Below are 25,508 nucleotides of genomic sequence, written 5' to 3'. Positions count from 1 at the left end.
TTAATTGAATTTACACTGGAGAATCCTATGGCTCAAAGCAAAGTGTTAATCGTCGAAGATGATGAAGGTCTACGTGAAGCCCTTGTTGATACACTCGCGCTTGCTGGCTATGAATGGCTGGAAGCGGATTGTGCGGAAGATGCTCTGGTCAAATTGAAATCTAACTCCGTTGATATTGTCGTGTCTGACGTTCAAATGGCAGGCATGGGTGGTTTGGCACTGCTAAGAAACATCAAGCAGCATTGGCCAAATTTACCCGTACTGTTAATGACAGCCTATGCCAACATCGAAGATGCTGTGGCGGCAATGAAAGAAGGTGCTATTGATTACATGGCAAAGCCCTTTGCCCCTGAAGTATTGTTGAACATGGTGAGCCGTTACGCGCCCGTTAAGTCGGATGATAATGGCGACGCTATTGTGGCCGATGAAAAAAGTATCAAATTAATGATGTTGGCTGATAAAGTCGCAAAAACCGATGCCAATGTCATGATCTTAGGGCCAAGCGGATCGGGTAAAGAAGTTATGTCTCGCTACATTCACAACGCTTCTAGTCGTAAAGATGGCCCATTTGTTGCGATTAACTGTGCCGCGATTCCAGATAACATGTTGGAAGCGACACTGTTCGGTTATGAAAAAGGTGCATTTACTGGCGCTATTCAGGCCTGTCCAGGTAAATTTGAGCAAGCACAAGGCGGGACGATTCTATTGGATGAGATCAGTGAAATGGATCTTAGCCTACAAGCCAAGCTTTTACGTGTATTGCAAGAGCGCGAAGTGGAACGTTTAGGCAGCCGTAAAAGCGTCAAGTTAGATGTGCGTGTTCTGGCTACCAGTAACCGAGATCTGAAACAGTATGTTTCTGAAGGGAATTTCCGTGAAGATTTATACTACCGACTGAACGTGTTCCCAATTTCTTGGCCGCCACTTTGTGAGCGTAAAGGTGATATTGAGCCATTAGCTAAGCACTTGGTTGAGCGTCATTGCACCAAACTTGGTATGCCTGTACCTGCGGTTTCGGATCTAGCCATCAACAAACTCGTCAATTATCCGTGGCCGGGTAATGTTCGTGAGTTAGATAATGTCATCCAGCGAGCCTTAATCTTGAGCGAGCAAGACAATATTTCTGGTGAGCATATCTTGCTTGAAGGTGTTGATTGGCAAGATGCAAGTGGACTGCAGCAAATTGTGGAAGGTAATGATGTTGCAGCGCCAGAAATTAAGCCGATAGCTGAAGCGAGTCCAATCAATAAACTGGCTGCCAGCAGCGAAGGGTTAGGTAATGAGCTTAGAGATCAAGAGTATGCGATTATTCTTGAAACATTGATTGCATGTAATGGCCGCCGTAAAGACATGGCTGAAAAGTTGGGCATTAGTCCACGCACATTGCGTTATAAGTTAGCAAAAATGCGCGATGCTGGAATAGATATCCCAAACTGAGCATAGATTAGTAGTGCCAGCTTTCTGACTGTTGTAGTACGATGTCTAGTCAAAATAATGTGTGGCACGCTAATTGCTCAGTCAATAATACAGCGAAATAGATAGTCATAATTTTGACTCCTGAGGTAGTAGATGAGAATAGATGGTTTACAAGGCGAAATGCAGGCAATGATGGTTGAAGCTGCTAGCGCGCGTCCTGCAGCAACAGGGCAAGCGGTTGGTGCAGATTTTGGCAACATGTTGACGCAAGCCATCAATAATGTGAACTCATTACAAAAGACCTCAGGTGATCTTCAAGCTCGTTTTGATAGTGGAGACCAAAGCGTGTCTCTATCTGACGTGATGATTGCTCGTAATAAATCTAGTGTGGCTTTTGAGGCGACGATCCAAATTAGAAATAAGTTGGTCGAATCGTACAAAGAGCTGATGAATATGCCGGTATAAGTTGGGTAGTTAAATAGTGGCAGATAATAGTCAAACAACAGATTTAACAGTAAGCGATAGCAACGACCACGCCCTCATGGCGAGTTCTGATCTTGATGGAGAAGGGCAGAATCCTGATCTAGGTGAACGCAGTTCATCAAAGTTCGATATGGCTGTGGGTGACCTCGATTTACTTCGTCAAGTGGTCTTGGTTCTTTCTATCTCGATTTGTGTAGCGCTCATTGTAATGCTGTTTTTCTGGGTAAAAGAGCCAGAAATGCGTCCTTTAGGCGCTTACGAAACTGAAGAATTGATCCCCGTTCTGGATTACTTAGATCTGCAAAAGATCGAGTATTCTCTTGAAGGTAATACTATCTCAGTACCAGCGAGTGAGTACAACTCACTGAAGCTTAATATGGTACGAGCTGGGTTGAACCAAGAGCGAAACGCAGGTGATGACATCCTCATGCAAGACATGGGTTTTGGTGTATCACAACGTTTAGAACAAGAACGCCTTAAGTTAAGCCGTGAGAGACAGCTAGCGAAAGCCATTGAACAGATGAAACAGGTGCGTAAAGCTCAGGTTTTATTAGCACTACCAAAGCAAAGTGTTTTTGTGCGTCACAATCAAGAAGCCTCTGCGTCAGTATTCCTTACACTTAAAACTGGAAATAACCTTAAGCAGCAAGAAGTGGATTCTGTTGTGGATATGGTGGCGAGTGCTGTTCCTGGAATGAAAACCTCACGTATCACGGTGACTGATCAGCACGGTCGATTGTTGAGCTCAGGCTCTCAAGACCCAATGTCTGCAGCACGTCGTAAGGAACATGAGTTAGAGCGTAACCAAGAGCAAGCGCTGCGCGAAAAAATTGACTCTATCCTGATACCTATTCTTGGGTTTGGTAACTATACCGCTCAGGTTGATATTCAGCTCGACTTTAGCGCTGTGGAACAAACCAGAAAACGTTTTGACCCGAATACACCAGCAACTCGAAGTGAATATACATTAGAAGACTACAACAACGGTAATACTGTCGCTGGTATTCCTGGTGCTTTGAGTAATCAGCCACCAGCAGATGCTTCTATCCCTCAAGATGTTGCCCAGATGAAAGACGGTTCAATGACGGGCCAAGGTTCAGTTCACAAAGAAGCGACCCGAAATTTTGAGTTAGATACAACCATCAGCCATGAACGTAAACAGAGTGGCACGGTTAATCGTCAGACAGTTTCGGTTGCGATTAAAGACCGTCAATCACTGAATCCAGATACAGGTGAAGTGGTTCACACACCCATCCCAGCAAGTGAAATCAATGCGATTCGTCAGGTGCTGATTGGTACTGTTGGTTTTGATGAAACCCGTGGCGATTTGTTAAACGTACTGAGCATGCAGTTTGCGCCTCAAGTCACTGATGTGGTGGCTGACGTACCTATTTGGGAGCATCCAAACTTTAATGATTGGGTCCGTTGGTTTGCGAGTGCGTTAGTTATTATTGTGGTTGTTCTAGTACTTGTTCGCCCTGCTATGAAGAAACTGCTTAACCCTGCGGCTGATAACGATGATCAAATGTACGGCCCTGACGGTATGCCAATTGGCGCCGATGGCGAAACCAGCTTAATTGGTGGTGATATCGAAGGTGGAGAGCTGTTTGAATTTGGTTCAAGCATTGACTTACCTAACCTTCACAAAGACGAGGACGTGCTGAAAGCAGTACGTGCACTTGTAGCGAATGAACCAGAGCTAGCAGCTCAAGTAGTTAAGAATTGGATGGCAGATGGCTAACGAAATTGTTCCACAACAAGCAGAAGGCGGTGAAGTGCTTGATGTCGCGAGTGTGGATATCGCCTCAATCTCGGGTGATGAACGCGCTGCGATCTTGTTGTTGAGTTTAAACGAAGAAGATGCAGCAGGCATTATTCGTCACTTAGAGCCGAAACAGGTTCAACGTGTGGGTAGTGCGATGGCTCGTGCTGCCGATTTGTCGCAAGAAAAAGTAGGTGCTGTGCACCGTGCTTTCTTGGATGATATTCAAAAGTACACCAATATTGGTATGGGTAGCGAAGACTTCATGCGTAATGCGTTGGTTGCCGCTCTGGGTGAAGATAAGGCAAATAACCTTGTTGACCAGATTCTTCTGGGTACTGGTTCTAAAGGCTTGGATTCTCTTAAGTGGATGGATCCTCGTCAGGTGGCAAGTATCATCATTAACGAGCACCCACAGATTCAAACGATCGTATTGTCCTACTTGGAAGCTGACCAGTCAGCCGAGATTTTGTCGCAGTTCCCTGAACGTGTGCGCTTGGATTTGATGATGCGTATTGCGAACCTTGAAGAAGTCCAACCTTCGGCACTTGCTGAACTGAACGAAATCATGGAGAAACAGTTTGCGGGTCAAGCAGGTGCTCAAGCAGCCAAAATTGGTGGCCTGAAAGCGGCGGCAGAGATCATGAACTACATGGACAACAACGTAGAAGGTGTCTTGATGGATCAAATCCGCGATCAAGACGAAGACATGGCAACACAGATTCAAGATCTTATGTTTGTCTTTGAAAACCTTATTGAAGTCGATGACCAAGGTGTTCAGCGATTGCTGCGTGATGTTCCACAAGACATTCTACAAAAAGCACTTAAAGGTGCCGATGATGGTCTGCGTGAGAAGATCTTCAAGAACATGTCGAAACGTGCTGCTGATATGATGAGAGACGATATTGAGGCGATGCCGCCGGTGAAAGTCTCTGAGGTGGAAGCGGCTCAGAAAGAGATATTGGGTATTGCGAGGAAAATGGCAGACAGTGGCGAAATTATGTTGTCTGGTGGCGCCGACGAGTTCCTTTAATACAGTAATCTCAAAGCCCCACACTGTTGGGGCTTTTCTTTATCCAATCTCACACTACAGATTAACTCAGTTTAACTGCTTGAATTTATGAAGTAGTTTGACTCACACATAGATAGGTACTGATATGTCAGGTGATAGAAAACGCGGCTTCCTTCGCCCCGAAGAAGATAATACGGTAGCCCAACCTCAAAAATGGGGATTGCCTGACTACACCTCTGATGTGAATAAACAAGCCAAAGAAACCGCCTTTAACTATGACCCTGGTTGGATGCCGACGGTCGAAGAAGCCATTGAAGATGAAGAACTGGTTCTGACTGAAGAGCAAATTGAATTGATCAAGCAAGGTGCTTATCAAGAAGGGCTTCATCAAGGACAAGAGGCTGGTTTTAAGCAAGGTTACGAAAAGGGTAAAGAAGAAGGATTTGCCGCAGGACACGAAGAAGGCAACGAAGCCGGTAAACTCGAAGGTGTCACTGCCGGTCAGGAATACATTCAGCAGCAAGTAGCCATCTTTATGGGACTCGCGAACCAATTTGCTCAACCATTAGAGTTAATGAACGCTCAAGTAGAGAAGCAACTGGTGGACATGGTGCTTATTATGGTTAAAGAAGTGGTTCATGTTGAAGTACAAACCAACCCACAAATCATATTAGATACCGTGAAAGAATCAGTAGAATCACTACCAATCTCGGGTCATGCGATCACCTTGAAGCTTAACCCTGAAGACGTCGCGATTATTCGCTCTGCTTATGGTGAGACAGAATTGGATTGCCGTAATTGGACGTTAGTAGCGGAGCCTGCACTTAACCGTGGTGATGTTCAAATCGAAGCAGGTGAGTCGAGTGTTAACTACCGCATGGAAGAACGTGTGAAGAACGTGATTCAAAGCTTCTGCGGTGTAAATCGTCATCAAGGGCATGAGTAATGCTAGAGTTAGCGAACCGTCTTAGCCAATACAAAGTTGAAGGCCTGAAGTCGCGACCGATTGCATCTGGAAAACTGGTACGTGTTGTGGGTCTAACGCTGGAAGCGACTGGCTGTAAAGCCCCAATCGGTAGTTTGTGCCTAGTCGAAACGATGTCTGGTCAGATGGAAGCTGAAGTGGTTGGCTTTTCTGGAGATAACTTATTTTTGATGCCGAGTGAACAAATCACTGGGATATTACCTGGCGCTCGTGTGACCCCCGTAACCACTGAAAGTGGCATTCCTGTCGGAATGGAATTACTTGGCCGAGTGATCGACGGGGTGGGTAACCCACTTGATGGGTTAGGTCCAATTTATACCGAACAACGCGCTTCATTTAACGCTGAGCCAATCAACCCTTTAGCTCGAAAACCTATCTCTGAACCGCTCGATGTCGGCTTGAAGGCCATAAACGGTTTGCTTACGGTAGGAAAAGGTCAGCGTATTGGTCTGTTTGCTGGTTCCGGTGTCGGTAAGTCGGTCACGCTCGGGATGATGACTCGAGGCACAACCGCGCAAGTGGTGGTGGTAGGTCTAATCGGTGAGCGTGGACGAGAAGTTAAAGAATTTATTGAAGAGATTCTTGGCGAAGATGGACGCAAACGATCTGTGGTGGTCGCTGCTCCTGCGGATTCATCGCCACTGATGCGATTGAAAGGTTGCCAAACTGCACTGGCTGTAGCGGAATATTTCCGTGACCAAGGCTTAGATGTACTGTTACTTATGGACTCATTGACTCGTTTTGCTCAAGCACAACGTGAAATTGCTTTGTCTGTGGGTGAACCGCCAGCAACCAAAGGTTATCCGCCATCTGTATTTGCCAAGCTTCCTGCGCTGGTGGAAAGGGCGGGTAATGGTAATGATGAGCAAGGCTCTATCACTGCTTTCTTTACCGTGTTAACCGAAGGCGATGATTTGCAAGATCCGATTGCTGATGCATCGCGAGCGATTTTGGATGGTCACATTGTGTTGTCCCGAGAGATGGCCGATGCGGGCCATTATCCTGCGATTGATGTAGAGAAATCGGTCAGTCGTGTTATGCCTCAAATCACTACTGAAGAACATGTTTTGATGTCGAAAGCAGTCAGACAAGTGTTGTCTATTTGTCGTAAAAACCAAGATTTGGTATCGATTGGCGCCTACAAGCCGGGTACCGATCCAGCTATTGATAGTGCCTTTACCTTGAAGCCAAGGTTGGATGAATACTTGCAGCAGAAGATGAAAGAAACCGTACCATACGACATGTGTGTCAATATGTTGAAACATGTATTAGGTGGTTAGCGGGTGAAAAGGGTTATTCATGGATAACGCATTAGAATTTCTACTCGATCAAGCCAAAGATCAAGAGAACCAAGCCGTATTAGCGCTCAACAAAGCGAACTCGGAGCTTCAAGGTTACTACGATCAGGTTGCACAGATCGAAAAGTACAGGCTTGATTACTGTCAGCAACTTGTCGATCGTGGTAAAGCTGGCTTAACTGCGAGCCAGTATGGCCACTTAAATCGCTTCTTGACTCAGCTTGACGAAACGCTTTCCAAGCAAAGAGAAGCGGAGCACCATTTTAAAAACCAAGTCGACAACTGCCAAAACTACTGGCTGGAGCTACGTAAAAAGCGTAAATCCTACGAGTGGTTGATGGAGAAAAAACAGAAAGAGAAGGTAAAGCTGCAAGATCAAAGAGAACAAAAGCAAATGGATGAGTTCTCGACGCTGATGTATGGCCGAAAGAAGATGTGATCCTAAGCCCTGAATGACGCAGGTGTTACCGTTCAGATTGTGAGAACAGAACTAATAGGCATGTTTCTTGCTCGGTTTTATATAAAATTGCGCGTTATGCCCAGCAAAGGCATTAAAAGCACCCGACTTTCTTTTTGTTGTCTAATTTATGACAGCAAAGCTAGTAGATAGAGCTCGTATATATGAACGTTAGTCTTTCCTCAAATTCAGCTACCAACAAAACATCATCGTTGTTGGACTCCGGCTCTGCCTCTTCAAAGGTAGATGAAACCGGCGACTCAAAAGGTTTTTTGAAGTCGTTTAAAGAAGCGCTTGGCTTTGAAGAAAGTGACAGTAAAGCGGCAGTGAAAGACGCGGAAAGCGCCTCAAAATCTACAGAAAAACAAACCTCTGCTGAAGGAGGGGTACCTGAGGACAAGGCTAACAGTGACTCGGTGGGGGAAGCTCAAGGTGATTCAGCTGAACCTAAGAGCGCAGATGCTTCTAGCGAAGCCCAAGCAAAACAAGCTTCAGTAACAACTGGCTCTGATAAGTCGTCAGTTGAAGAAATGGCGACAAAGAAAGTAGGCGCTGAACAAACATCTGAATTAGAGCCACAATCAAAAGACAAGAACTCGTTGAAACCGACAGGTGATACTCGTTCTACAGAGCAGGTTCCATCCAAAGGAAATCAACTTGAGGTTGATTCAACTGGCAATAAAGCCAAAGATAAAACTGCAGAGTTGCAGGCTCAAGGTGCTTCGCAAGCCAGTGATGCGATGAATGAAGGCAACAAATTGCTTGGTCAATTGGATAAGGCAAACAAAACATTGAATCAGCCTGCAAACGGCAAAGGCTTGCCTCAGCAAGTCAATCAACAAACTAATCTACAAGTGAATGCAGACCAAGATCAAGGCAATGTATCGAGTACTTTCGTTGCGGGCAGTTCTATTGCCGAAGTGACAGAATCATCGAAAAAACAATCCAACACAGTAAACTCAAATAACGGCTTAGAAGTCGATTCTGAGATCGCAGTACTTACTGGTGGTAAAGGTGTTTCTCAACTGACCGATGATGAAATTCGCCAGTTGATGGATAAAGGCGTTACCCCAGAACAAATTGAAGTAAGTATGAGCCGAGAGCTTAGCCAAAAGAATGTGGTCAGTGCGGTTAATGCAGGTCAGAGCCAAGAATTCTCAGCAGCGGATATGGAACTGGCAAAGCAGGTTGATGCCCATACCAAAGCGCTAAATCAATTGAATGGACAAATCGAATCAGAACAGTCTGTTGTCGATGGTTTGGAGAGAAAGCAACAAAACGGCGCTAAGTTGACGGTCGATGAGCAAGCTGCGCTGGCTCAAGCAACCTCTAACTTAGAAGTATTGAATCAACAACTAACCAATGTTCAACAGCAAGCTACGGCTTTACTAAGCCAAGCTCCGAACGTGAACAGCACTCCCGGTGAACCCGCCGCTATTGATTGGGACAAGACGGATTCGGCTGAAACTAAAGCTTTAGCTGCGGCAGCATCAACAGCAACAGCGGCAGTAGCGAATGCTTCACAACAAGTATCAGCGCAGGCGACTTCTCAATCTGCAACGAATGCCTTTGCGGATAAAGCGGCAATGCTAAATGCCAACAATGCGCATGCAGCTCAACAGGCTGCTGCTCAGCAATTGGCCTCTCAGCAAGGGAATGCAGCTTCAACACAACAAGCAGCCTTAGACCCTAGCTTAACGGCACAAAGCCTAGCGATGAATGCAACGCCAGCCACTACAAAAGCGGGTGTTACTGATGCGCTTCTTAAAGCAGGCGCAGGTGCCACTGCATTGTCTGGCTTGGGTAAAGCTGGGGCTAAAGAAGATTCTAAAGATTCGACCTTTGCTCAGCAAATTGCTTCTGCGGCGGGTACGCAAGGGGCAGCAACGGTTGGTTCAGCACCAACAAGAGCTGAAATTCAAGCCGCTCAACAGGCCCCGTTGCAGCTCACCAAAGAGTTAGCAAACGAGCAGGTTGCGGAAAAAGTACAAATGATGATGTCTAAGAATCTTAAGAACTTAGATATCCGTCTCGACCCACCAGAGTTGGGTCAGATGAAAATCCGAATGACGATGAATAATGATGTAGCTAACGTGCATTTTACGGTAAGCAATCAACAGGCGAGAGATGTGATTGAACAAACCTTACCTCGCTTGAGAGAGATGCTTGCTCAGCAAGGCATGCAGCTTGCTGAATCGTCCGTTCAGCAGCAGAGTTCGGGTCAGGGTCAGGATAATTACAACAGTGGTGAGCAACAATCCGGCTCTAACCGCACAAATGATGCCCAAGGTGATGAAAACCTTGATAGCAACAGCAATCTTGAATTGAATGTCGCATCAAAGCGTGATGGAATTAGTTATTATGCCTAATATCAGGCTAAGAAGACTTAGTTAATAAAAAACGTCAGTTAATCGAAAGAACAGGAAGTTAGAGCAAAATATGGCCGAAGAACAAGATGCACCCAAAGGGAAGAGTAAGCTCCTCATTATCATTATAGCGGTAGTCGTTTTACTGCTTGGAATAGGTGGTGCTCTGTTCTTTTTCTTAGGCTCCGATGATAGTGCCTCTGAGTCTCAGTCTCAGCCAGCCAGTGCAGTGGTCGCTGCAGAACCCGTTATGTATGTTAATATTCCTCAGCCTTTCTTATTCAATGTGACAGGTGATAAAAAAGATCGCCTAGTGCAGATAAAAGCACAGCTGATGGTGCGGGGCAGCAAGAATGAAGACTTGGCTCGTTACCACTCCCCCTTGGTAGAAAGTACACTACTAGCGACATTCGCTTCGGCAACGGTAGACCAATTACGCTCACCAACAGGCCGCGTGGAACTGCGTAATAAGGCTACGGAAGATATTAAAGCAAGTCTGGCTCAAGCTGTTGGCCAGCCTGTGATTGAAAAAGTGTTATTCACTGACTTCGTAATTCAATAGGTAATTTGTGACCGATTTATTAAGCCAAGACGAAATTGATGCGCTATTGCATGGCGTTGATGATGTTGAAGACGTTGAAGATGTCTTAGAAACCGAAAATGACAATGCGATCAATTTCGATTTCTCATCTCAAGATCGAATCGTTCGTGGTCGAATGCCGACCCTTGAACTTATTAACGAGCGATTTGCGCGTCATATGCGGATTAGCTTGTTTAATATGTTGCGTAAAACGGCTGAAGTGTCGATCAACGGCGTACAAATGATGAAGTTTGGTGAGTACCAGAACACATTGTATGTACCCACCAGTTTGAACATGGTTCGTTTCCGTCCGTTAAAAGGTACGGCGCTGATCACTATGGAAGCACGCCTTGTATTTATTCTTGTAGAAAACTTTTTTGGTGGCGATGGGCGATTTCACGCCAAGATTGAAGGTCGTGAATTCACGCCGACTGAAAGACGCATTATTCAGCTATTACTGAAAATTGTGTTTGAAGATTACAAAGAAGCATGGTCTCCGGTGATGGGGGTTGAGTTTGAGTACTTAGATTCTGAAGTGAACCCGAGTATGGCGAACATTGTGAGCCCAACAGAAGTGATTGTTGTGAGTTCATTCCACATTGAAGTTGATGGTGGTGGTGGTGACTTCCACGTCGTGATGCCTTACTCCATGGTTGAGCCGATTCGTGAACTGCTGGATGCGGGTGTTCAATCCGACAAAATGGAAACTGATGTTCGTTGGAGTTCTGCCCTTCGTGATGAAATCATGGATGTGCCAGTTAACTTTCGCGTGAACTTGCTAGAGCAAGATATTTCATTGCGTGATCTGATGGAATTGCGACCAGGTGACGTTATTCCCATGAACATGCCTGAGCACGCGACGATGTTTGTCGAAGAATTGCCGACTTACCGTGTGAAGATGGGTCGTTCGGGCGAGAAGCTTGCCGTACAGATTTCTGAAAAAATTCAAAGACCGCATGTGGTCAAAACTGATCTCGCATTCCTAGGTAAAGACTTAATGTCTGAACTAGAAAATAGCGATGATAACGAATAGTAAAATAGATAAAAGTATAGGAATTGGTAATGGAACCTAGTGAAGATCAAAAGTTAGCGGACGAATGGGCTGCTGCACTTGGTGAAGACCCTTCTGCACCGTCAATTGATGTCGATGACGTGCTTGCGGCACCACTCGATGAGCTGACCGATTCATCGTCTCCTATTTCTGAAGATGAGCGTCGTAAACTGGATACCATCATGGATATCCCAGTGACGATTTCTATGGAAGTTGGCCGCTCTCAGATCAGCATTCGTAATCTACTGCAACTAAACCAAGGCTCGGTTGTTGAGCTCGACCGAATTGCTGGTGAATCACTAGATGTGATGGTCAACGGTACTCTGATTGCTCACGGTGAAGTGGTTGTAGTAAACGACAAATTTGGTATTCGCTTGACTGACGTCATTAGCCAAACAGAACGAATTAAGAAGCTGCGTTAATGAGCTTTTTGTCTCAAATACTGGCGGGCTTTTCTCACGGAATGACAGTTTTGTTTTGCGAAATAAAACGTTTGTCTCGTGGAATATTGGGAATAGGGCTGTTGTCTACGCCTTCAATTGCTTTTGCCGCACCTCCTTCTCTTGATTTAGCGACCACTTTTGGGTCGCTAATTTTCGTTATTGCCTTCATCTTATTTATTGCTTGGTTATTGAAACGAATGCAAGTGCCTGCGATGTCGAACCAACAAGGTTTGGCCATTGTTAGGCAAATCCCTGTTGGGACTAAAGAACGGATTGCGATCGTACAAGCGGGAGATGAACAGTTTTTGGTTGGCATTACCACTCAGTCGATTCAGCTGATCTCTAAGCTCGATAAACCTCTTACTCAGGAGATGCTGGAAAAAAGTACATTTTCAAGTCAGCTTTCCCAGCTAATTAAAAAAGATGCAAACAAATAACGGACTTTTGAACTCATCTTACTTTTATCCAGCCGGAGCTTTCGGATCGGTAAAAGTGCTGCTGGTTCAGATCATTCTCTTCTGCTCTCTCGTTTTCAGTGTATCGGTATTTGCGCAAGCTGAAGATGGCGCCGTGATTCCTGCGAATACGGCTGGTTCAGAATCGGTCACCATCAGTACGATGGAGCAAGACCAAGCCACATCACAAACAATGACGACTGGTAGTTTAACTGGCAACGGTGGCGGTATTCCAGCCTTTACCATGACTACCAATGCTAATGGCGGCGAAGACTACTCGGTCAATTTGCAAATTCTAGCCTTAATGACCATGCTTGGCTTCTTGCCTGCGATGGTGATTTTGATGACGTCGTTCACTCGTATTGTGGTGGTGATGTCTATTTTGCGTCAGGCAATGGGTCTACAACAAACACCGTCTAACCAAGTCATTATTGGTATCGCGATATTCTTGACCTTCTTCATCATGTCGCCAGTGATTAATCAAGTTAACGAACAAGCAGTTCAGCCTTATCTTAATGAACAGATATCGGCACGACAGGCATTTGATATTGCTCAAGAACCGATTAAGTCCTTCATGCTCAAACAGACTCGAATCAAAGATCTTGAAACCTTTGTTGAGATTTCCGGCGCGGAAGTAACCAATCCTGAAGATGTTTCGATGGCGGTTCTGATTCCAGCATTTATCACATCGGAATTAAAAACGGCGTTCCAAATCGGCTTCATGTTGTTCCTACCGTTTTTGATTATCGACTTGGTGGTGGCTTCGGTATTGATGGCTATGGGTATGATGATGTTGTCACCGATGATTGTATCGTTGCCGTTTAAGTTGATGTTGTTTGTCCTTGTTGATGGCTGGAACTTGATACTCTCCACACTCGCCGGCAGTTTTGCCTTGTAGCTGGGGGAATAATGAATCCTGAAATATTCGTAGAATTGTTCCGAGACGCGCTTTGGATGGTACTGATCATGGTATGCGCCATTATTATTCCGAGCCTTCTGATCGGTTTAGTCGTTGCTGTTTTTCAAGCCGCGACGTCTATCAACGAACAAACATTGAGTTTCCTTCCGCGTTTAATCGTGACGCTATTAGCGTTGATGATGTTTGCTCACTGGATGACTCAAATGATGATGGAGTTCTTTTTTGAACTCATAGAACGCTTGCCGCAAGTTCTGTATTAGACCAACATGGAATACCCAACGAGCCTTGTACTAGAGTGGTTAGCCAATTATTTTTGGCCATACACTCGTATCTCAGCCATGCTGATGGTGATGACGGTGACAGGGGCACGTTTTGTGTCGCCGCGTATACGCCTGTATTTAGGTTTGGCGATTACCTTCGCTGTTATGCCTGCGATTCCTGCTGTCCCTAAAGAAATTGAACTACTGTCTTTCCAAGGGTTCTTGACGGTTTTTGAGCAAATCGTGATTGGTGTTGCCATGGGGTTTGTCACTCAATTCATGATTCAAACTTTCGTAATGCTCGGTCAGATTTTGGGTATGCAATCAAGTTTGGGTTTCGCCTCTATGGTGGACCCTGCAAACGGTCAAAACACGCCAGTACTTGGTCAGCTTTTCATGTTGTTGGCGACCATGTTTTTCTTGGTGACCGATGGCCATTTAAAAATGCTGCAGTTAGTGGTGTTCAGCTTCAAGACCTTGCCGATTGGCAGTGGTTCTTTGACGGCTGTTGATTTTAGAGAACTGGCGTTGTGGCTTGGCATCATGTTCAAAACAGCATTGGCGATGTCCTTATCGGGGATTATTGCGTTGCTAACAATTAACCTCTCTTTTGGTGTAATGACGCGTGCAGCACCTCAGTTAAACATATTTTCTTTGGGTTTTGCATTTGCGCTACTTGTAGGTTTGTTACTTTGTTGGTACATCCTTGGCGGCTTGTATAGTCATTATGAGTTATTCTGGATGCAAGGCGAGCAACAGATATGTCGTCTAATCCGACTAGATTGTTAGGAGACTGATATGGCAGAGTCAGACGGTCAAGAACGCACAGAAGACGCCACGCCCAAACGCTTGCAACAGGCCAAAGAAAAAGGGCAGGTTGCAAGGTCAAAAGAGCTAGCGTCAGCGTCGGTACTGATAGTCGGTGCAATTTCCTTAATGTGGTTTGGCGAATCGATGGCGAAGGCATTGTTCGAGGCGATGCAACGCCTGTTTTCTCTGAGCTGCGACGAGATATTTGATACCAATAAACTCTTCGAAATAGCGGGTGGTGCATTAGTAAACCTATTGTTTCCGCTGTTCCTGATCTTAATAACTTTGTTCGTTGCTGCTGTTATTGGTGCTGCGGGTGTCGGTGGTGTTAACTTTTCGATGCAAGCAGCAATGCCTAAGGCGTCTAAGCTCAACCCTTTAAGCGGTATTAAGCGTATGTTTGGCCTACAAAGTTGGGTTGAGCTGCTGAAATCTATTTTGAAGGTCGCTCTGGTATCAGGCATGGCTATCTACCTTATCCAAGCTTCCCAACATGACTTAATGCAATTGAGTATGGATGTGTATCCGCAGAATATCTTCCACGCCTTGGATATCTTGCTTAATTTTATTCTGCTTATCAGTTGTTCTCTGTTGATTGTGGTGGCGATAGATATCCCATTCCAGATTTGGCAACATGCCGATCAACTTAAGATGACCAAGCAAGAAGTGAAAGATGAGTTTAAAGACACAGAAGGTAAGCCTGAAGTGAAAGGGCGTATTCGTATGTTGCAGAGGGAAGCGGCTCAGCGACGTATGATGGCTGATGTTCCTCAGGCAGATGTGATTGTGACCAACCCGGAACACTTTTCAGTGGCTCTGCGTTATAAGCAGAATCAAGACAAAGCGCCAATTGTGGTCGCCAAAGGGGTCGATCACATGGCGATGAAGATCCGTGAAATCGCTCGAGAAAATGACATCTATATTATTCCAGCACCGCCGTTAGCTAGGGCGCTGTATCACACCACCGAGCTAGAACAACAAATTCCTGACGGTCTGTTTACTGCGGTTGCACAAGTGCTTGCATATGTATTTCAACTTAAACAGTACCGGAAAAAAGGTGGCGAGAGGCCAAAGCTGCAAGATTCCAATATGCCGATCCCACCTGATTTACGTCATTAGATCAATTGCTTGAGCTCAGCTTGATGAACCGTGATAATGGTTACTTAGCTACACCTCTCTTTTTTGATGTGATGGCGATAATTTGACGTGAGATGTTGGTACAGTGTTTGCTATATCAATCCGAACATACTAAGTCCGATCATTATAAACCTGATCATAATAAACTTTAGCAACATAGCTTAGACCTAGGCCTCAGTCCGCTTAGTGAGATAGCTACAACATAGCGAAACAGCCTAGATTTATGAAATTTTCCCTGCCTTTTGCGGACAAGCTATCTAAAATTCCTAACCGTGCCATGCCTGCGATTGGTGCACCTGTTATGGTACTTGCAACGCTTGCTATGGTGGTGTTGCCCATTCCAGCCTTTTTGTTGGATATGTTTTTCACCTTTAACATCGCTCTGTCTATGGTGGTGCTATTGGTTTCGGTTTATACCCGCAGGCCTTTAGACTTCGCTGCATTTCCGACTGTACTTCTGATTGCGACTCTACTCCGCTTAGCCTTGAACGTTGCTTCGACACGTGTGGTATTACTCCATGGTCATGAAGGCGGTGATGCTGCCGGTAACGTTATTGAAGCCTTCGGTAACGTGGTTATCGGTGGTAACTATGCGGTTGGTTTAGTGGTGTTCTTGATTTTGATGATTATCAACTTCATGGTTGTCACCAAAGGTGCAGGCCGTATCTCGGAAGTAAGTGCGCGTTTCACCTTGGATGCCTTACCGGGTAAGCAGATGGCAATCGATGCCGATTTAAATGCGGGTTTGATCGACCAAGATCAGGCTCGGACCCGTCGTTTTGAAGTCACCAAAGAAGCCGATTTCTATGGCTCGATGGATGGTGCGTCTAAGTTTGTTAAAGGCGATGCGATCGCTGGTATTTTGATCTTATTCATCAACATCATTGGCGGCTTGAGCATTGGTATGGCTCAGTTTGATTTAGGTTTTGGTGAAGCGATCGAGATCTACACGCTGCTGACTATCGGTGATGGTTTGGTTGCACAAATTCCGTCTCTACTATTGTCGATCGCAGCCGCGATGATGGTGACGCGCCAAAACACCGATGAAGACATGGGGCAACAGCTTGTCTTCCAAATGTTCGACAATCCAAAAGCCTTGATGATCACAGCAGGTATCCTTGGCATCATGGGTATCGTTCCTGGTATGCCGCATTTCTCATTCTTGAGTCTTGCTGTCATTGCAGGTGCAGCTGCCTATTACATCGATAAAAAGAACAAAAAGAAGGCTGAACAACCGAATCTTCCTACGACCGTTGAAGCAAGCGGAGAAACGGGGTTCAAGAAAGAGCTCTCTTGGGATGACGTTCAACCTGTCGATATTATTGGCTTAGAAGTAGGCTACCGTTTGATTCCTCTAGTAGACAGAGATCAAGGCGGCGAACTGCTTGAACGTGTCAAAGGGGTACGTAAAAAACTGTCTCAAGATTTTGGTTTCTTGATCCCGGCCGTTCATATTCGCGATAACTTAGAACTGACACCAAACAGCTACCGAATCACCTTGATGGGAGTTGCCGTTGGTGAAGCCGAGATTAAGCCTGACATGGAACTCGCGATTAACCCGGGTCAAGTTTACGGCATGATCGATGGCGAGCCGACGATTGATCCTGCTTTTGGCCTTGAAGCGGTTTGGATTCGTGAAGAGCAGCGTGAACATGCGCAAGCCTTAGGTTACACGGTGGTTGATTCATCAACCGTGTTGGCTACCCATCTCAGTCAACAGTTAACGAATAATGCGTCGCAGCTGATTGGTCACGAAGAAGTTCAGAACCTACTTGAAATGCTTAGCCGCACAACGCCTAAATTGGTGGAAGGTTTTGTGCCGGATCAATTACCGCTTGGTGTGGTGGTGAAAGTGCTACAGAACCTATTGAATGAAGCTATTCCAATACGTGACATTCGCACCATCGTCCAAACTTTGTCGGAGTATTCAAGTAAGAGTCAAGAACCTGACATCTTGACAGCGGCTGTTCGTATATCATTGAAACGACTAATTGTTCAAGAAATCAATGGTATAGAACCAGAGTTGCCAGTTATAACCTTAATTCCCGAGCTGGAACAAATCTTGCATCAAACTATGCAGGCATCCGGTGGAGAATCTGCTGGTATTGAACCTGGTTTAGCCGAACGTTTACAGACTTCTCTTAGTAATGCCACACAAGAGCAAGAACTGAAAGGGGAGCCAGCGGTATTGCTGACCTCTGGTGTATTGCGTTCAACTTTGGCTAAGTTCGTGAAAAACACGATCCCAAGCTTGAGAGTTTTGTCTTACCAAGAGATACCAGACGAAAAGCAGATACGCATAGTACAAGCTGTTGGTAATTAAGCCGCCTAATTAGAACGGACGATCGAATTGAAAATTAAACGATTTTTTGCAAAAGATATGCGAACAGCTTTGCTCCAAGTTAAAGAAGAACTTGGCTCAGAAGCGGTGATCATGTCTAACAAAAAGGTCGCAGGTGGCGTGGAAATTGTTGCTGCTATTGATGGCGAATCCAGCCCGTCGACAGCGAGCCAAAGATTAAACAAACCTCAGCAGCCTGCGCAAAGTCAATATACGCAGATGGCAGCGCCCGCTGTACCTGCGAGTCGTCGTCAATTAGATGATGACAAGGTTAGCCTACAGTCGAATTCTGAAGGCGGACGTTCAATGACTAAGCGTTTCGCGAACATGCTGAAGCAATACAGCCATGGCGCAGACGAAGAACCGCAACACCGTGCAGAAAACGAAGATTCGTTGTCTGCATTACTCAATCGTCAATCGGGCGGTCATCAAGGTTCTCAAAGCAACCAACAGTCACAGCCTCGTAACAGCAATATAGATTCTGCATTTGCTCGTGAAACGGGTTTGTCTAAATTGATTGCCGAAGACCGAAGAGTAGAGCGCCCTGCACCTCGTTTAGATCCTACTCGTTACGATCGTGGTCGTGATCCGGTCCAATCGAAAGGTTCAGATACTGAAATGGAAACAATGCGCGAAGAGATGACCTCAATTCGTCGTTTGTTAGAGCACCAAGTATCTGGGCTAATGTGGCAAGAAGTTGAGCGCCGTGAACCACTTAGAGCCATGCTTATCAAGCGCCTTGAACGTATGGGTGTTTCGGCTGAACTTGCTGATCAGATGGCTTGCTACATTCCTGAAGACACCAAACCAGCACGAGCTTGGAAAGCCTTGTTAGCGTTGGTTGCTGATCAAATCTCGGTAACACAAAAAGATATTTTAAAACGCGGTGGTATTGTGGCCTTGCTAGGCCCGACTGGCGTGGGGAAAACAACGACTGTTGCAAAACTAGCTGCACGTGCCGCCATGGAGTATGGCGCAGACAACGTCGCACTAGTGACAACCGACACGTATCGTATAGGTGCACATGAGCAGTTATCGATTTATGGTCGAATTATGGGTTGTCCTGTAAGAGTTGCTAAAGATTCTAGTGAGTTGGCCGATGTAATATATCAGTTACGTAATCGTCGCCTAATTCTGGTCGATACTGCAGGCATGGGACAACGAGATGTTCGCCTATCTGAGCAGTTAGACACATTGATGCAAGAGAGTGGTTCCGTTATCAATAGTTACCTTGTGTTACCCGCAACTGCGCAGCGCAAAGTGCTACAAGAAACCATTGAACACTTTAGAAGAATCCCGTTGTCGGGGTGCATCATGACTAAGCTGGATGAATCCCTAAGTCTAGGTGAATTCATCAGTGTAGTAATACAAAATGCATTACCAGTTGCTTACATAGCAAATGGTCAACGAGTTCCTGAAGATATCGTTATAGCTCAGCCAAAGTACATGATTGCTAAGGCGAATGAGTTATTAGAAAAATCTACAGAGAATGAACCTCATTACTGGAATAGCGATTCAGAAGGGCTCTAGGCGGCGGATAAATATGAATGAAAATATGATACATGATCAAGCTAGCGGCCTCCGTCGCTTAACCAAGCCTTCATTAACAAAAGTTATTGCGGTAACGGGTGGTAAAGGTGGTGTAGGTAAATCTAATGTGACGCTAGGTATGGCTATTTGTATGGCTCGCCAAGGCAAAAAAGTCATGGTTTTAGATGCCGACTTAGGGCTTGCCAACGTAGACATCATGCTAGGAATTCGTTCTAAACGAAACCTAGGGCATGTGCTGGCCGGTGAGTGTGAACTTAAAGATGCGATTGTTGAAGGACCGCATGGAATTAAAATCATTCCAGCGACATCTGGTACACAGAGCATGACTGAACTTTCACACGCTCAACATGCGGGGTTGATTCGAGCTTTTGGTTCGCTTGAAGACGAGATGGATATCTTGTTGGTTGATACAGCTGCTGGCATTTCGGATATGGTCATTAGCTTCTCAAGAGCGGCACAAGACGTGGTTGTAGTCGTTTGTGATGAACCGACCTCGATTACTGATGCATATGCCTTAATCAAGTTGTTGAGTAGAGAGCACCAAGTTCAACGATTCAAAGTTGTTGCAAATATGGTCAGAAGCTACCGCGAAGGTCGAGAATTATTTGCAAAGTTGACTTTGGTCACAGAGCGCTTCTTGAATGTGAGCCTCGAACTCGTAGCATGTATTCCTTTAGATGATAAAGTACGTCAATCAGTCAAGAGACAGAAAATCGTAGTGGATGCGTATCCTCGCTCTCCTGCTGCGTTAGCAATCAGCTCACTGGCAAATAAAGCATTGACCTGGCCAATACCAAAAACCCCAAGTGGGCATTTGGAATTTTTTGTTGAAAGACTGCTGAATCGTACTGAATTTGTAGAGGAACCATTTGGTGAATAAAGCGCTTACTTACGACCAGCATGCTAATCACAATAGCCAACAGGCTTTTTTTGAGAAGTACTCTGTGTTGGTTAAACGTATCGCTCATCACTTGTTGGGGCGATTACCGCCTAATGTATTGGTTGATGACTTGATTCAAGCTGGCATGATTGGCTTGATTGAGGCGCAACAAAACTATGATGGTACTAAAGGCGCAAGCTTTGAAACGTACGCAGGTATCCGAATTCGCGGGGCGATGTTAGATGACATTCGACGTGGAGATTGGGTGCCAAGATCGGTTCATAAAAACAATCGTGAAATCAGTAGTGCAATAGCCGAGTTAGAGGGAACGCTAAACCGTGATCCAAGTGATGCCGAAGTGGCAAAGCACATGGGACTCAGTTTAGACCAATATCATAGTGCTTTAACTGACATAAATTGCTCAAGACTGGTTGGGATCGAAGATTTAGGCGTCTCAGATGATGTAATATCTCCGAATGAAGATTCTCAAGACAATACGCCTTTTCAAGGGGTTGCTGATGAATCCTTCCGCCAAGCTTTGATCGATTCGATAAAACAACTTCCGGAAAGAGAAGGCCTAGTGCTTTCACTTTATTACGACGAAGAACTCAATTTAAAAGAGATTGGGGAAGTGTTAGGTGTCAGCGAATCTCGCGTCAGCCAAATACTAAGCCAATCTATGCAGCGTTTACGCACTAAGTTAAGTGCTTGGACACAGAACGACTAACAACACTGGTTTTATTCAGTGGAGGCTAATTTGAACAAAAACATGAAAATTCTCATTGTTGATGATTTTTCAACGATGCGCCGAATTGTTAAAAACCTACTTCGTGACCTAGGTTTCAACAACACTCAAGAAGCAGATGATGGCTTGACCGCGTTACCTATGCTGAAAAAAGGCGAATTTGATTTCGTGGTAACTGACTGGAACATGCCTGGCATGCAAGGTATTGACCTGCTTAAGCACATTCGCGCAGACGCAGAACTTAAGCACCTTCCAGTGCTTATGATCACCGCAGAAGCGAAACGCGAGCAGATCATTGAAGCAGCGCAAGCGGGTGTTAATGGTTACATTGTGAAGCCTTTCACTGCTGCAACGCTGAAAGAGAAACTAGATAAGATTTTTGATCGCTTATAAGCATCAATAAGTTTTAGGCACTTTTAGGTAAACACTGACTGAAAAGTCCTCTGTTTATCTCGATAGCCTAAGCGCACAAAGTATGCGGAGTAAGGCCGAACTCAGGATGATTTCATTAGAACAAGCAAAAAAATTAGTAGAGCTGCTTGAGAACAATGAGCAGCAAGGTGCTGATTCTCTTGTTAGAAGCATTTATGAAGATAATTTTAATCTTCAAGACAATCCAATGCTTCAAGAAATAGGCAGTCTGACTCGCGACCTCCATGATTCTTTGACTCAATTTAATTTCGATGAACGCATTAGCGTCATCGCAAATGATGAAATCCCTGACGCTAGGGATCGCCTTCAGTATGTCATTGATAAAACGGAAGTTGCGGCAAATAAGACGATGGACGCTGTCGATCGCTGTATGCCAATAGCAGACAACCTACACGAGTGTTTACTTCAAGTAAGGCCTCAATGGAATGAACTGATGCATGGCCGCATTGAGCTGGCACAATTTAAAGCTTTATGTCACCGCATTGATGGATTGCTTGTCCAGGTAGAAGGCGATAGTACTGAACTACGTGGACAATTGACTGAAATCTTGATGGCTCAGGATTTCCAAGATTTAACTGGGCAGATAATTAGCAAAGTTATTACCTTGGTGAATGAGGTTGAGGGACGTTTGGTCGAGATTCTCACAGTATTTGGTGCGAATCAGATAGAGCCAACTCCAGAGTCAGAGAAGAAAGCGTCCATTGCTCCCGAGGGTCCAATTATGAACCCAGAAGAGCGCGAAGACGCTGTTGCATCTCAAGATGAAGTCGACGATTTGTTATCCAGTCTTGGATTTTAAAGGTAACGTATGAGCTACGATTTAGACGAAGATATTCTTCAGGACTTTTTAGTCGAAGCAGGAGAGATCCTTGAACTTTTATCAGAACAACTGGTAGAGCTTGAGAATAACCCTGACGACAAAGACCTATTAAATGCTATTTTCCGTGGTTTCCATACAGTAAAAGGTGGTGCTGGTTTCCTAGCATTGACTGAGCTGGTGGATACTTGTCATGGTGCTGAGAATGTGTTCGACATTCTAAGAAACGGCCAACGCAGTGTAACCTCAGGTTTGATGGATACAATGCTACAGGCTTTAGATACAGTAAATGTACAGTTTCAAGCCGTGCAAGATCAGGAGCCTTTAGTGCCAGCTGATCAAGCGTTATTGGATGAGCTTCATCGTCTCTGTAAACCACAGTCCGCCGATGAAGTTACACCAGTAGAAGCTCCAGCTCCAGTTATCCCTGAACCTATAGCAGCGGCTCCAGAGCCTGTTGTTGAAAGCTCAAGCATCAGCGCATCTTCGGTCGATGATATCTCTGAAGATGAGTTTGAGCGCTTGCTTGATGAACTTCATGGGAAAGGTGGTTCGCCGACAGCAACTTCAGCACCAACACCGCCGCCAGCACCAGTCGCACCTCAGCCAGTTTCTGATAGTGGTGATATCACTGATGACGAATTTGAAAAGTTATTAGATGAATTGCATGGTGCGGGTAAGAGCCCGACAGCAGCAGGTTCAACACCGCCGCCACCGCCAGCACCTTCTCCAGAACCAGTATCGGCGATGTCTGAGGGCGATGATCTGATGACTGACGAAGAGTTCGAGAAGTTACTTGATCAGTTACATGGTTCAGGTAATGGTCCGACTCTTGAAGAACTGGACGCAGCAACGAAGCCAGCAGCAGTCAAGCCCGAGCCTATCGCACCAGCACCACAAGCGGCTCCTAAGCATCAGCCATCTGCACCCGTTGCTGTGAAAGCAGCACCTGCGAAAACTGAAGTTAAAGCGCCAGCGAAGAAACAACAAGCTGATGCTACAGTACGTGTAGACACATCAACACTTGATACCATCATGAACATGGTGGGTGAGCTGGTGTTGGTTCGTAACCGACTTGTTAGCCTTGGCTTAAATAGTAACGATGAAGAAATGGCGAAAGCTGTCTCTAACTTAGACGTTGTTACCGCAGACCTACAAGGTGCGGTAATGAAGACTCGTATGCAGCCGATCAAGAAAGTATTTGGTCGCTTCCCACGAGTTGTCCGTGACCTTGCTCGTAGCTTGAAGAAAGACATTGTTCTTGAAATGCGTGGCGAAGAAACGGATCTTGATAAGAACTTAGTGGAAGCACTTGCTGATCCCCTGATTCACTTAGTGAGAAACTCTGTCGACCACGGTATTGAGATGCCGGAAGATCGTGTTGCTGCAGGTAAATCACAAACGGGTAAAGTGATACTGTCTGCCTCTCAAGAAGGTGATCACATTGAACTGGCTATCGTTGATGACGGTGGCGGCATGGACCCAGATAAGCTTCGCGCTATCGCGGTTAAACGTGGTCTGATGGATGAAGATGCTGCATCTCGTTTATCAAACAAAGAGTGTTTCAACCTCATCTTTGCTCCAGGCTTCTCAAGCAAAGAGCAGATCTCTGATATCTCTGGTCGTGGTGTAGGTATGGACGTTGTGAAAACAGCGATCAACACACTGAACGGCTCCATTGATATCGACTCAGAGATGGGACAAGGCACTAAGATCACGATCAAAGTTCCACTGACGCTTGCGATTCTACCAACTTTGATGGTCGGTGTTGCGGGTCACCCATTTGCATTGCCGCTGGCTTCTGTAAATGAGATCTTCCACCTAGATTTAAGCCGTACAAACGTGGTTGATGGTCAACTGACTATCATCGTTCGTGATAAGTCTATTCCGTTGTTCTACTTGCAAAATTGGCTCGCACCTAAAGCAGGTATTGTTGAACTGCGTAAAGGACATGGCCATGTTGTTATTGTACAACTTGGTAGCCAACGTGTTGGTTTCGTTGTCGATACGCTTATCGGTCAAGAAGAAGTAGTGATCAAGCCACTTGATAAACTACTGCAAGGCACGCCAGGAATGGCAGGCGCGACAATTACAAGTGACGGACACATTGCATTGATTCTAGATGTGCCGGACTTGCTAAAGCAGTACGCAGCTGCGTCAAGAATTTAATTTAAGGATAAATATGGCGATTAAAGTATTAGTCGTTGATGATTCGAGTTTCTTTCGTCGTCGCGTTAGCGAGATCATCAACTCAGAGGCTCGCCTAGAAGTCATTGATGTAGCAGTAAACGGTAAAGAAGCGGTTGAGAAAGCGAAACAGCTAAGACCTGACGTAATCACGATGGACATCGAAATGCCTGTCATGGACGGCATAACTGCCGTTCGTGAAATCATGGCAGCGTCTCCAACGCCTATTTTGATGTTCTCTTCGTTGACGCATGATGGAGCGAGAGCAACGTTAGATGCGTTAGACGCAGGTGCTCTAGACTTCCTACCTAAGAAGTTTGAAGACATCGCACGTAACCGTGATGATGCTGTTGCATTACTTCAACAACGTGTGATTCAGATTGCAGCAAAACGTGCGTTTATGCGCCGTGCTCCTATTGCGCCACGAGCTACAACTACACCAGCAACAACTTCGACACCATTGCGCCAACCGATTTCAGCCGCAGCTTCGACAGTGAAACCAGTGGCTGCATCGACAGCGAAATTCAGAGCTTCTGGTAAAAAGTATCAATTGACGGCAATTGGTACGTCTACTGGTGGCCCTGTTGCACTACAGAAAATTTTGACGCGTATTCCAGCACACTATCCACACCCAATTGTGTTAGTTCAGCATATGCCAGCAACTTTTACCGCTGCATTTGCCAGCCGATTGAATACCTTGTGTAAGATTGAAGTTCGCGAAGCGCAAGACGGAGATGTGTTGAAACCTGGAGTGGCTTATCTTGCTCCTGGCGGCAAGCAGATGATGGTTGATGGCCGCGCTGGGTCTGCACGCTTAAGAATTATTGATGGCGGCGACCGTATGAACTACAAACCATGTGTGGATGTTACTTTCGGTTCTGCTGCGAAGATCTACGGCGACAAAGTCTTGTCTATGATCCTGACCGGTATGGGCGCAGATGGTCGAGAAGGTTCGCGTATGTTGAAAACTGCGGGCTCGACAATTTGGGCACAAGACGAAGATAGCTGTGTTGTATATGGTATGCCTCAAGCTGTAGCAAAAGCTGGCATTTCTACTGAAGACCTCCCTCTAGACCGCATTGCGGAAAGGATCTTGGTTGAAGTTGGGTTAGCTTAGGTAA

The 25,508-nt window shown here is 45.5% G+C and carries 24 protein-coding genes; all 24 read left to right on the top strand.

Annotated elements, in window-relative coordinates:
- Positions 1-27 precede the first annotated feature (27 nt).
- The 24 genes from OCW38_RS10580 to OCW38_RS10465 all read left to right on the top strand — a co-directional run bounded on the left by OCW38_RS10580 (position 28) and on the right by OCW38_RS10465 (position 25,504).
- A complete protein-coding gene (locus OCW38_RS10580) occupies positions 28-1,437 on the top strand; it encodes a sigma-54-dependent transcriptional regulator (protein WP_010439324.1) in 1,410 nt (469 codons plus the stop codon).
- A gap of 132 nt (positions 1,438-1,569) precedes the next feature.
- Positions 1,570-1,881 (top strand): flagellar hook-basal body complex protein FliE, encoded by a 312-nt coding sequence (gene fliE, locus OCW38_RS10575; RefSeq protein WP_010439327.1) that lies wholly within the window; start codon positions 1,570-1,572, stop codon positions 1,879-1,881.
- Between the two features lie 16 nt (positions 1,882-1,897).
- Positions 1,898-3,640 carry a flagellar basal-body MS-ring/collar protein FliF gene (fliF, locus tag OCW38_RS10570; RefSeq protein WP_016784728.1) on the top strand — a complete coding sequence of 581 codons (1,743 nt, stop codon included), beginning with the start codon at positions 1,898-1,900 and terminating at the stop codon, positions 3,638-3,640.
- Positions 3,633-4,694, top strand: a complete 1,062-nt coding sequence (fliG, locus tag OCW38_RS10565; protein ID WP_016767055.1) for a flagellar motor switch protein FliG — start codon at positions 3,633-3,635, stop codon at positions 4,692-4,694. Before fliF ends, fliG begins: the two co-directional genes overlap by 8 nt.
- A gap of 124 nt (positions 4,695-4,818) precedes the next feature.
- A complete protein-coding gene (fliH, locus tag OCW38_RS10560) occupies positions 4,819-5,619 on the top strand; it encodes a flagellar assembly protein FliH (RefSeq protein WP_016767056.1) in 801 nt (266 codons plus the stop codon).
- Entirely contained in the window at positions 5,619-6,938 is a 1,320-nt protein-coding gene (fliI, locus tag OCW38_RS10555) for a flagellar protein export ATPase FliI (RefSeq protein ID WP_010439337.1), read from the top strand. The genes fliH and fliI overlap by 1 nt, the downstream gene beginning before the upstream one ends.
- A gap of 19 nt (positions 6,939-6,957) precedes the next feature.
- On the top strand, positions 6,958-7,395 hold the full coding sequence (gene fliJ, locus OCW38_RS10550) for a flagellar export protein FliJ (RefSeq protein ID WP_010439339.1): 438 nt from the start codon (positions 6,958-6,960) through the stop codon (positions 7,393-7,395).
- Between the two features lie 182 nt (positions 7,396-7,577).
- Complete coding sequence (locus OCW38_RS10545) at positions 7,578-9,782, top strand: flagellar hook-length control protein FliK (RefSeq protein WP_065100454.1); 2,205 nt, start codon at positions 7,578-7,580, stop codon at positions 9,780-9,782.
- A gap of 70 nt (positions 9,783-9,852) precedes the next feature.
- The gene (gene fliL, locus OCW38_RS10540) at positions 9,853-10,341 is read left to right on the top strand and encodes a flagellar basal body-associated protein FliL (RefSeq protein ID WP_010439358.1); all 489 of its coding nucleotides are present in this window, start codon (positions 9,853-9,855) and stop codon (positions 10,339-10,341) included.
- Positions 10,342-10,348: 7 nt separating this feature from the next.
- Positions 10,349-11,392 (top strand): flagellar motor switch protein FliM, encoded by a 1,044-nt coding sequence (gene fliM, locus OCW38_RS10535; RefSeq protein ID WP_010439360.1) that lies wholly within the window; start codon positions 10,349-10,351, stop codon positions 11,390-11,392.
- A 29-nt stretch (positions 11,393-11,421) separates the two neighbouring features.
- Positions 11,422-11,832, top strand: a complete 411-nt coding sequence (gene fliN / locus OCW38_RS10530) for a flagellar motor switch protein FliN (RefSeq protein ID WP_004739851.1) — start codon at positions 11,422-11,424, stop codon at positions 11,830-11,832.
- Positions 11,832-12,290, top strand: coding sequence for a flagellar biosynthetic protein FliO (gene fliO, locus OCW38_RS10525; RefSeq protein WP_010439365.1), 459 nt, complete (start codon positions 11,832-11,834; stop codon positions 12,288-12,290). The genes fliN and fliO overlap by 1 nt, the downstream gene beginning before the upstream one ends.
- Entirely contained in the window at positions 12,277-13,206 is a 930-nt protein-coding gene (gene fliP / locus OCW38_RS10520) for a flagellar type III secretion system pore protein FliP (protein ID WP_010439367.1), read from the top strand. Before fliO ends, fliP begins: the two co-directional genes overlap by 14 nt.
- 11 nt (positions 13,207-13,217) lie before the next feature.
- Positions 13,218-13,487 (top strand): flagellar biosynthesis protein FliQ, encoded by a 270-nt coding sequence (gene fliQ, locus OCW38_RS10515; RefSeq protein ID WP_004736211.1) that lies wholly within the window; start codon positions 13,218-13,220, stop codon positions 13,485-13,487.
- Positions 13,488-13,493: 6 nt separating this feature from the next.
- Entirely contained in the window at positions 13,494-14,276 is a 783-nt protein-coding gene (gene fliR, locus OCW38_RS10510; protein ID WP_010439369.1) for a flagellar biosynthetic protein FliR, read from the top strand.
- A gap of 9 nt (positions 14,277-14,285) precedes the next feature.
- The gene (gene flhB, locus OCW38_RS10505) at positions 14,286-15,416 is read left to right on the top strand and encodes a flagellar biosynthesis protein FlhB (protein WP_261893980.1); all 1,131 of its coding nucleotides are present in this window, start codon (positions 14,286-14,288) and stop codon (positions 15,414-15,416) included.
- 241 nt (positions 15,417-15,657) lie between these two features.
- Positions 15,658-17,757, top strand: a complete 2,100-nt coding sequence (gene flhA / locus OCW38_RS10500; RefSeq protein WP_261893978.1) for a flagellar biosynthesis protein FlhA — start codon at positions 15,658-15,660, stop codon at positions 17,755-17,757.
- A 27-nt stretch (positions 17,758-17,784) separates the two neighbouring features.
- Entirely contained in the window at positions 17,785-19,305 is a 1,521-nt protein-coding gene (gene flhF / locus OCW38_RS10495; protein WP_010439374.1) for a flagellar biosynthesis protein FlhF, read from the top strand.
- A gap of 13 nt (positions 19,306-19,318) precedes the next feature.
- A complete protein-coding gene (locus tag OCW38_RS10490) occupies positions 19,319-20,206 on the top strand; it encodes a MinD/ParA family protein (RefSeq protein WP_016767061.1) in 888 nt (295 codons plus the stop codon).
- Positions 20,199-20,933 carry an RNA polymerase sigma factor FliA gene (locus OCW38_RS10485; protein WP_010439379.1) on the top strand — a complete coding sequence of 245 codons (735 nt, stop codon included), beginning with the start codon at positions 20,199-20,201 and terminating at the stop codon, positions 20,931-20,933. Before OCW38_RS10490 ends, OCW38_RS10485 begins: the two co-directional genes overlap by 8 nt.
- A gap of 42 nt (positions 20,934-20,975) precedes the next feature.
- Positions 20,976-21,344 (top strand): chemotaxis response regulator CheY, encoded by a 369-nt coding sequence (cheY, locus tag OCW38_RS10480; protein ID WP_016767062.1) that lies wholly within the window; start codon positions 20,976-20,978, stop codon positions 21,342-21,344.
- A gap of 106 nt (positions 21,345-21,450) precedes the next feature.
- Positions 21,451-22,182 carry a protein phosphatase CheZ gene (locus OCW38_RS10475; protein WP_010439383.1) on the top strand — a complete coding sequence of 244 codons (732 nt, stop codon included), beginning with the start codon at positions 21,451-21,453 and terminating at the stop codon, positions 22,180-22,182.
- A 9-nt stretch (positions 22,183-22,191) separates the two neighbouring features.
- Positions 22,192-24,369: a chemotaxis protein CheA gene (locus tag OCW38_RS10470; RefSeq protein ID WP_016784725.1), complete on the top strand. Its 2,178-nt coding sequence runs from the start codon at positions 22,192-22,194 to the stop codon at positions 24,367-24,369.
- Between the two features lie 13 nt (positions 24,370-24,382).
- Positions 24,383-25,504, top strand: coding sequence for a protein-glutamate methylesterase/protein-glutamine glutaminase (locus tag OCW38_RS10465; protein WP_010439388.1), 1,122 nt, complete (start codon positions 24,383-24,385; stop codon positions 25,502-25,504).
- Positions 25,505-25,508 lie beyond the last annotated feature (4 nt).

Source organism: Vibrio cyclitrophicus, from assembly GCF_024347435.1.
Lineage (GTDB): Bacteria > Pseudomonadota > Gammaproteobacteria > Enterobacterales > Vibrionaceae > Vibrio > Vibrio cyclitrophicus.
Note: the sequence above shows the minus strand (reverse complement) of the source record. Positions and strands in the feature narration are given on the sequence as shown.

Excerpts from the sequence above, each read along its gene's own strand:
- flhB (WP_261893980.1), top strand. The coding sequence starts at position 14,286 with ATGGCAGAGTCAGACGGTCAAGAACGCACAGAAGACGCCACGCCCAAA.
- OCW38_RS10470 (WP_016784725.1), top strand. The coding sequence starts at position 22,192 with ATGAGCTACGATTTAGACGAAGATATTCTTCAGGACTTTTTAGTCGAA.
- fliE (WP_010439327.1), top strand. The coding sequence starts at position 1,570 with ATGAGAATAGATGGTTTACAAGGCGAAATGCAGGCAATGATGGTTGAA.
- fliN (WP_004739851.1), top strand. The coding sequence starts at position 11,422 with ATGGAACCTAGTGAAGATCAAAAGTTAGCGGACGAATGGGCTGCTGCA.
- flhA (WP_261893978.1), top strand. The coding sequence starts at position 15,658 with ATGAAATTTTCCCTGCCTTTTGCGGACAAGCTATCTAAAATTCCTAAC.
- fliQ (WP_004736211.1), top strand. The coding sequence starts at position 13,218 with ATGAATCCTGAAATATTCGTAGAATTGTTCCGAGACGCGCTTTGGATG.
- fliG (WP_016767055.1), top strand. The coding sequence starts at position 3,633 with ATGGCTAACGAAATTGTTCCACAACAAGCAGAAGGCGGTGAAGTGCTT.
- cheY (WP_016767062.1), top strand. The coding sequence starts at position 20,976 with ATGAAAATTCTCATTGTTGATGATTTTTCAACGATGCGCCGAATTGTT.
- fliP (WP_010439367.1), top strand. The coding sequence starts at position 12,277 with ATGCAAACAAATAACGGACTTTTGAACTCATCTTACTTTTATCCAGCC.
- OCW38_RS10465 (WP_010439388.1), top strand. The coding sequence starts at position 24,383 with ATGGCGATTAAAGTATTAGTCGTTGATGATTCGAGTTTCTTTCGTCGT.
- fliH (WP_016767056.1), top strand. The coding sequence starts at position 4,819 with ATGTCAGGTGATAGAAAACGCGGCTTCCTTCGCCCCGAAGAAGATAAT.
- fliJ (WP_010439339.1), top strand. The coding sequence starts at position 6,958 with ATGGATAACGCATTAGAATTTCTACTCGATCAAGCCAAAGATCAAGAG.
- fliL (WP_010439358.1), top strand. The coding sequence starts at position 9,853 with ATGGCCGAAGAACAAGATGCACCCAAAGGGAAGAGTAAGCTCCTCATT.
- fliI (WP_010439337.1), top strand. The coding sequence starts at position 5,619 with ATGCTAGAGTTAGCGAACCGTCTTAGCCAATACAAAGTTGAAGGCCTG.
- fliO (WP_010439365.1), top strand. The coding sequence starts at position 11,832 with ATGAGCTTTTTGTCTCAAATACTGGCGGGCTTTTCTCACGGAATGACA.
- OCW38_RS10475 (WP_010439383.1), top strand. The coding sequence starts at position 21,451 with ATGATTTCATTAGAACAAGCAAAAAAATTAGTAGAGCTGCTTGAGAAC.
- OCW38_RS10545 (WP_065100454.1), top strand. The coding sequence starts at position 7,578 with ATGAACGTTAGTCTTTCCTCAAATTCAGCTACCAACAAAACATCATCG.
- OCW38_RS10490 (WP_016767061.1), top strand. The coding sequence starts at position 19,319 with ATGAATGAAAATATGATACATGATCAAGCTAGCGGCCTCCGTCGCTTA.
- OCW38_RS10580 (WP_010439324.1), top strand. The coding sequence starts at position 28 with ATGGCTCAAAGCAAAGTGTTAATCGTCGAAGATGATGAAGGTCTACGT.
- fliR (WP_010439369.1), top strand. The coding sequence starts at position 13,494 with ATGGAATACCCAACGAGCCTTGTACTAGAGTGGTTAGCCAATTATTTT.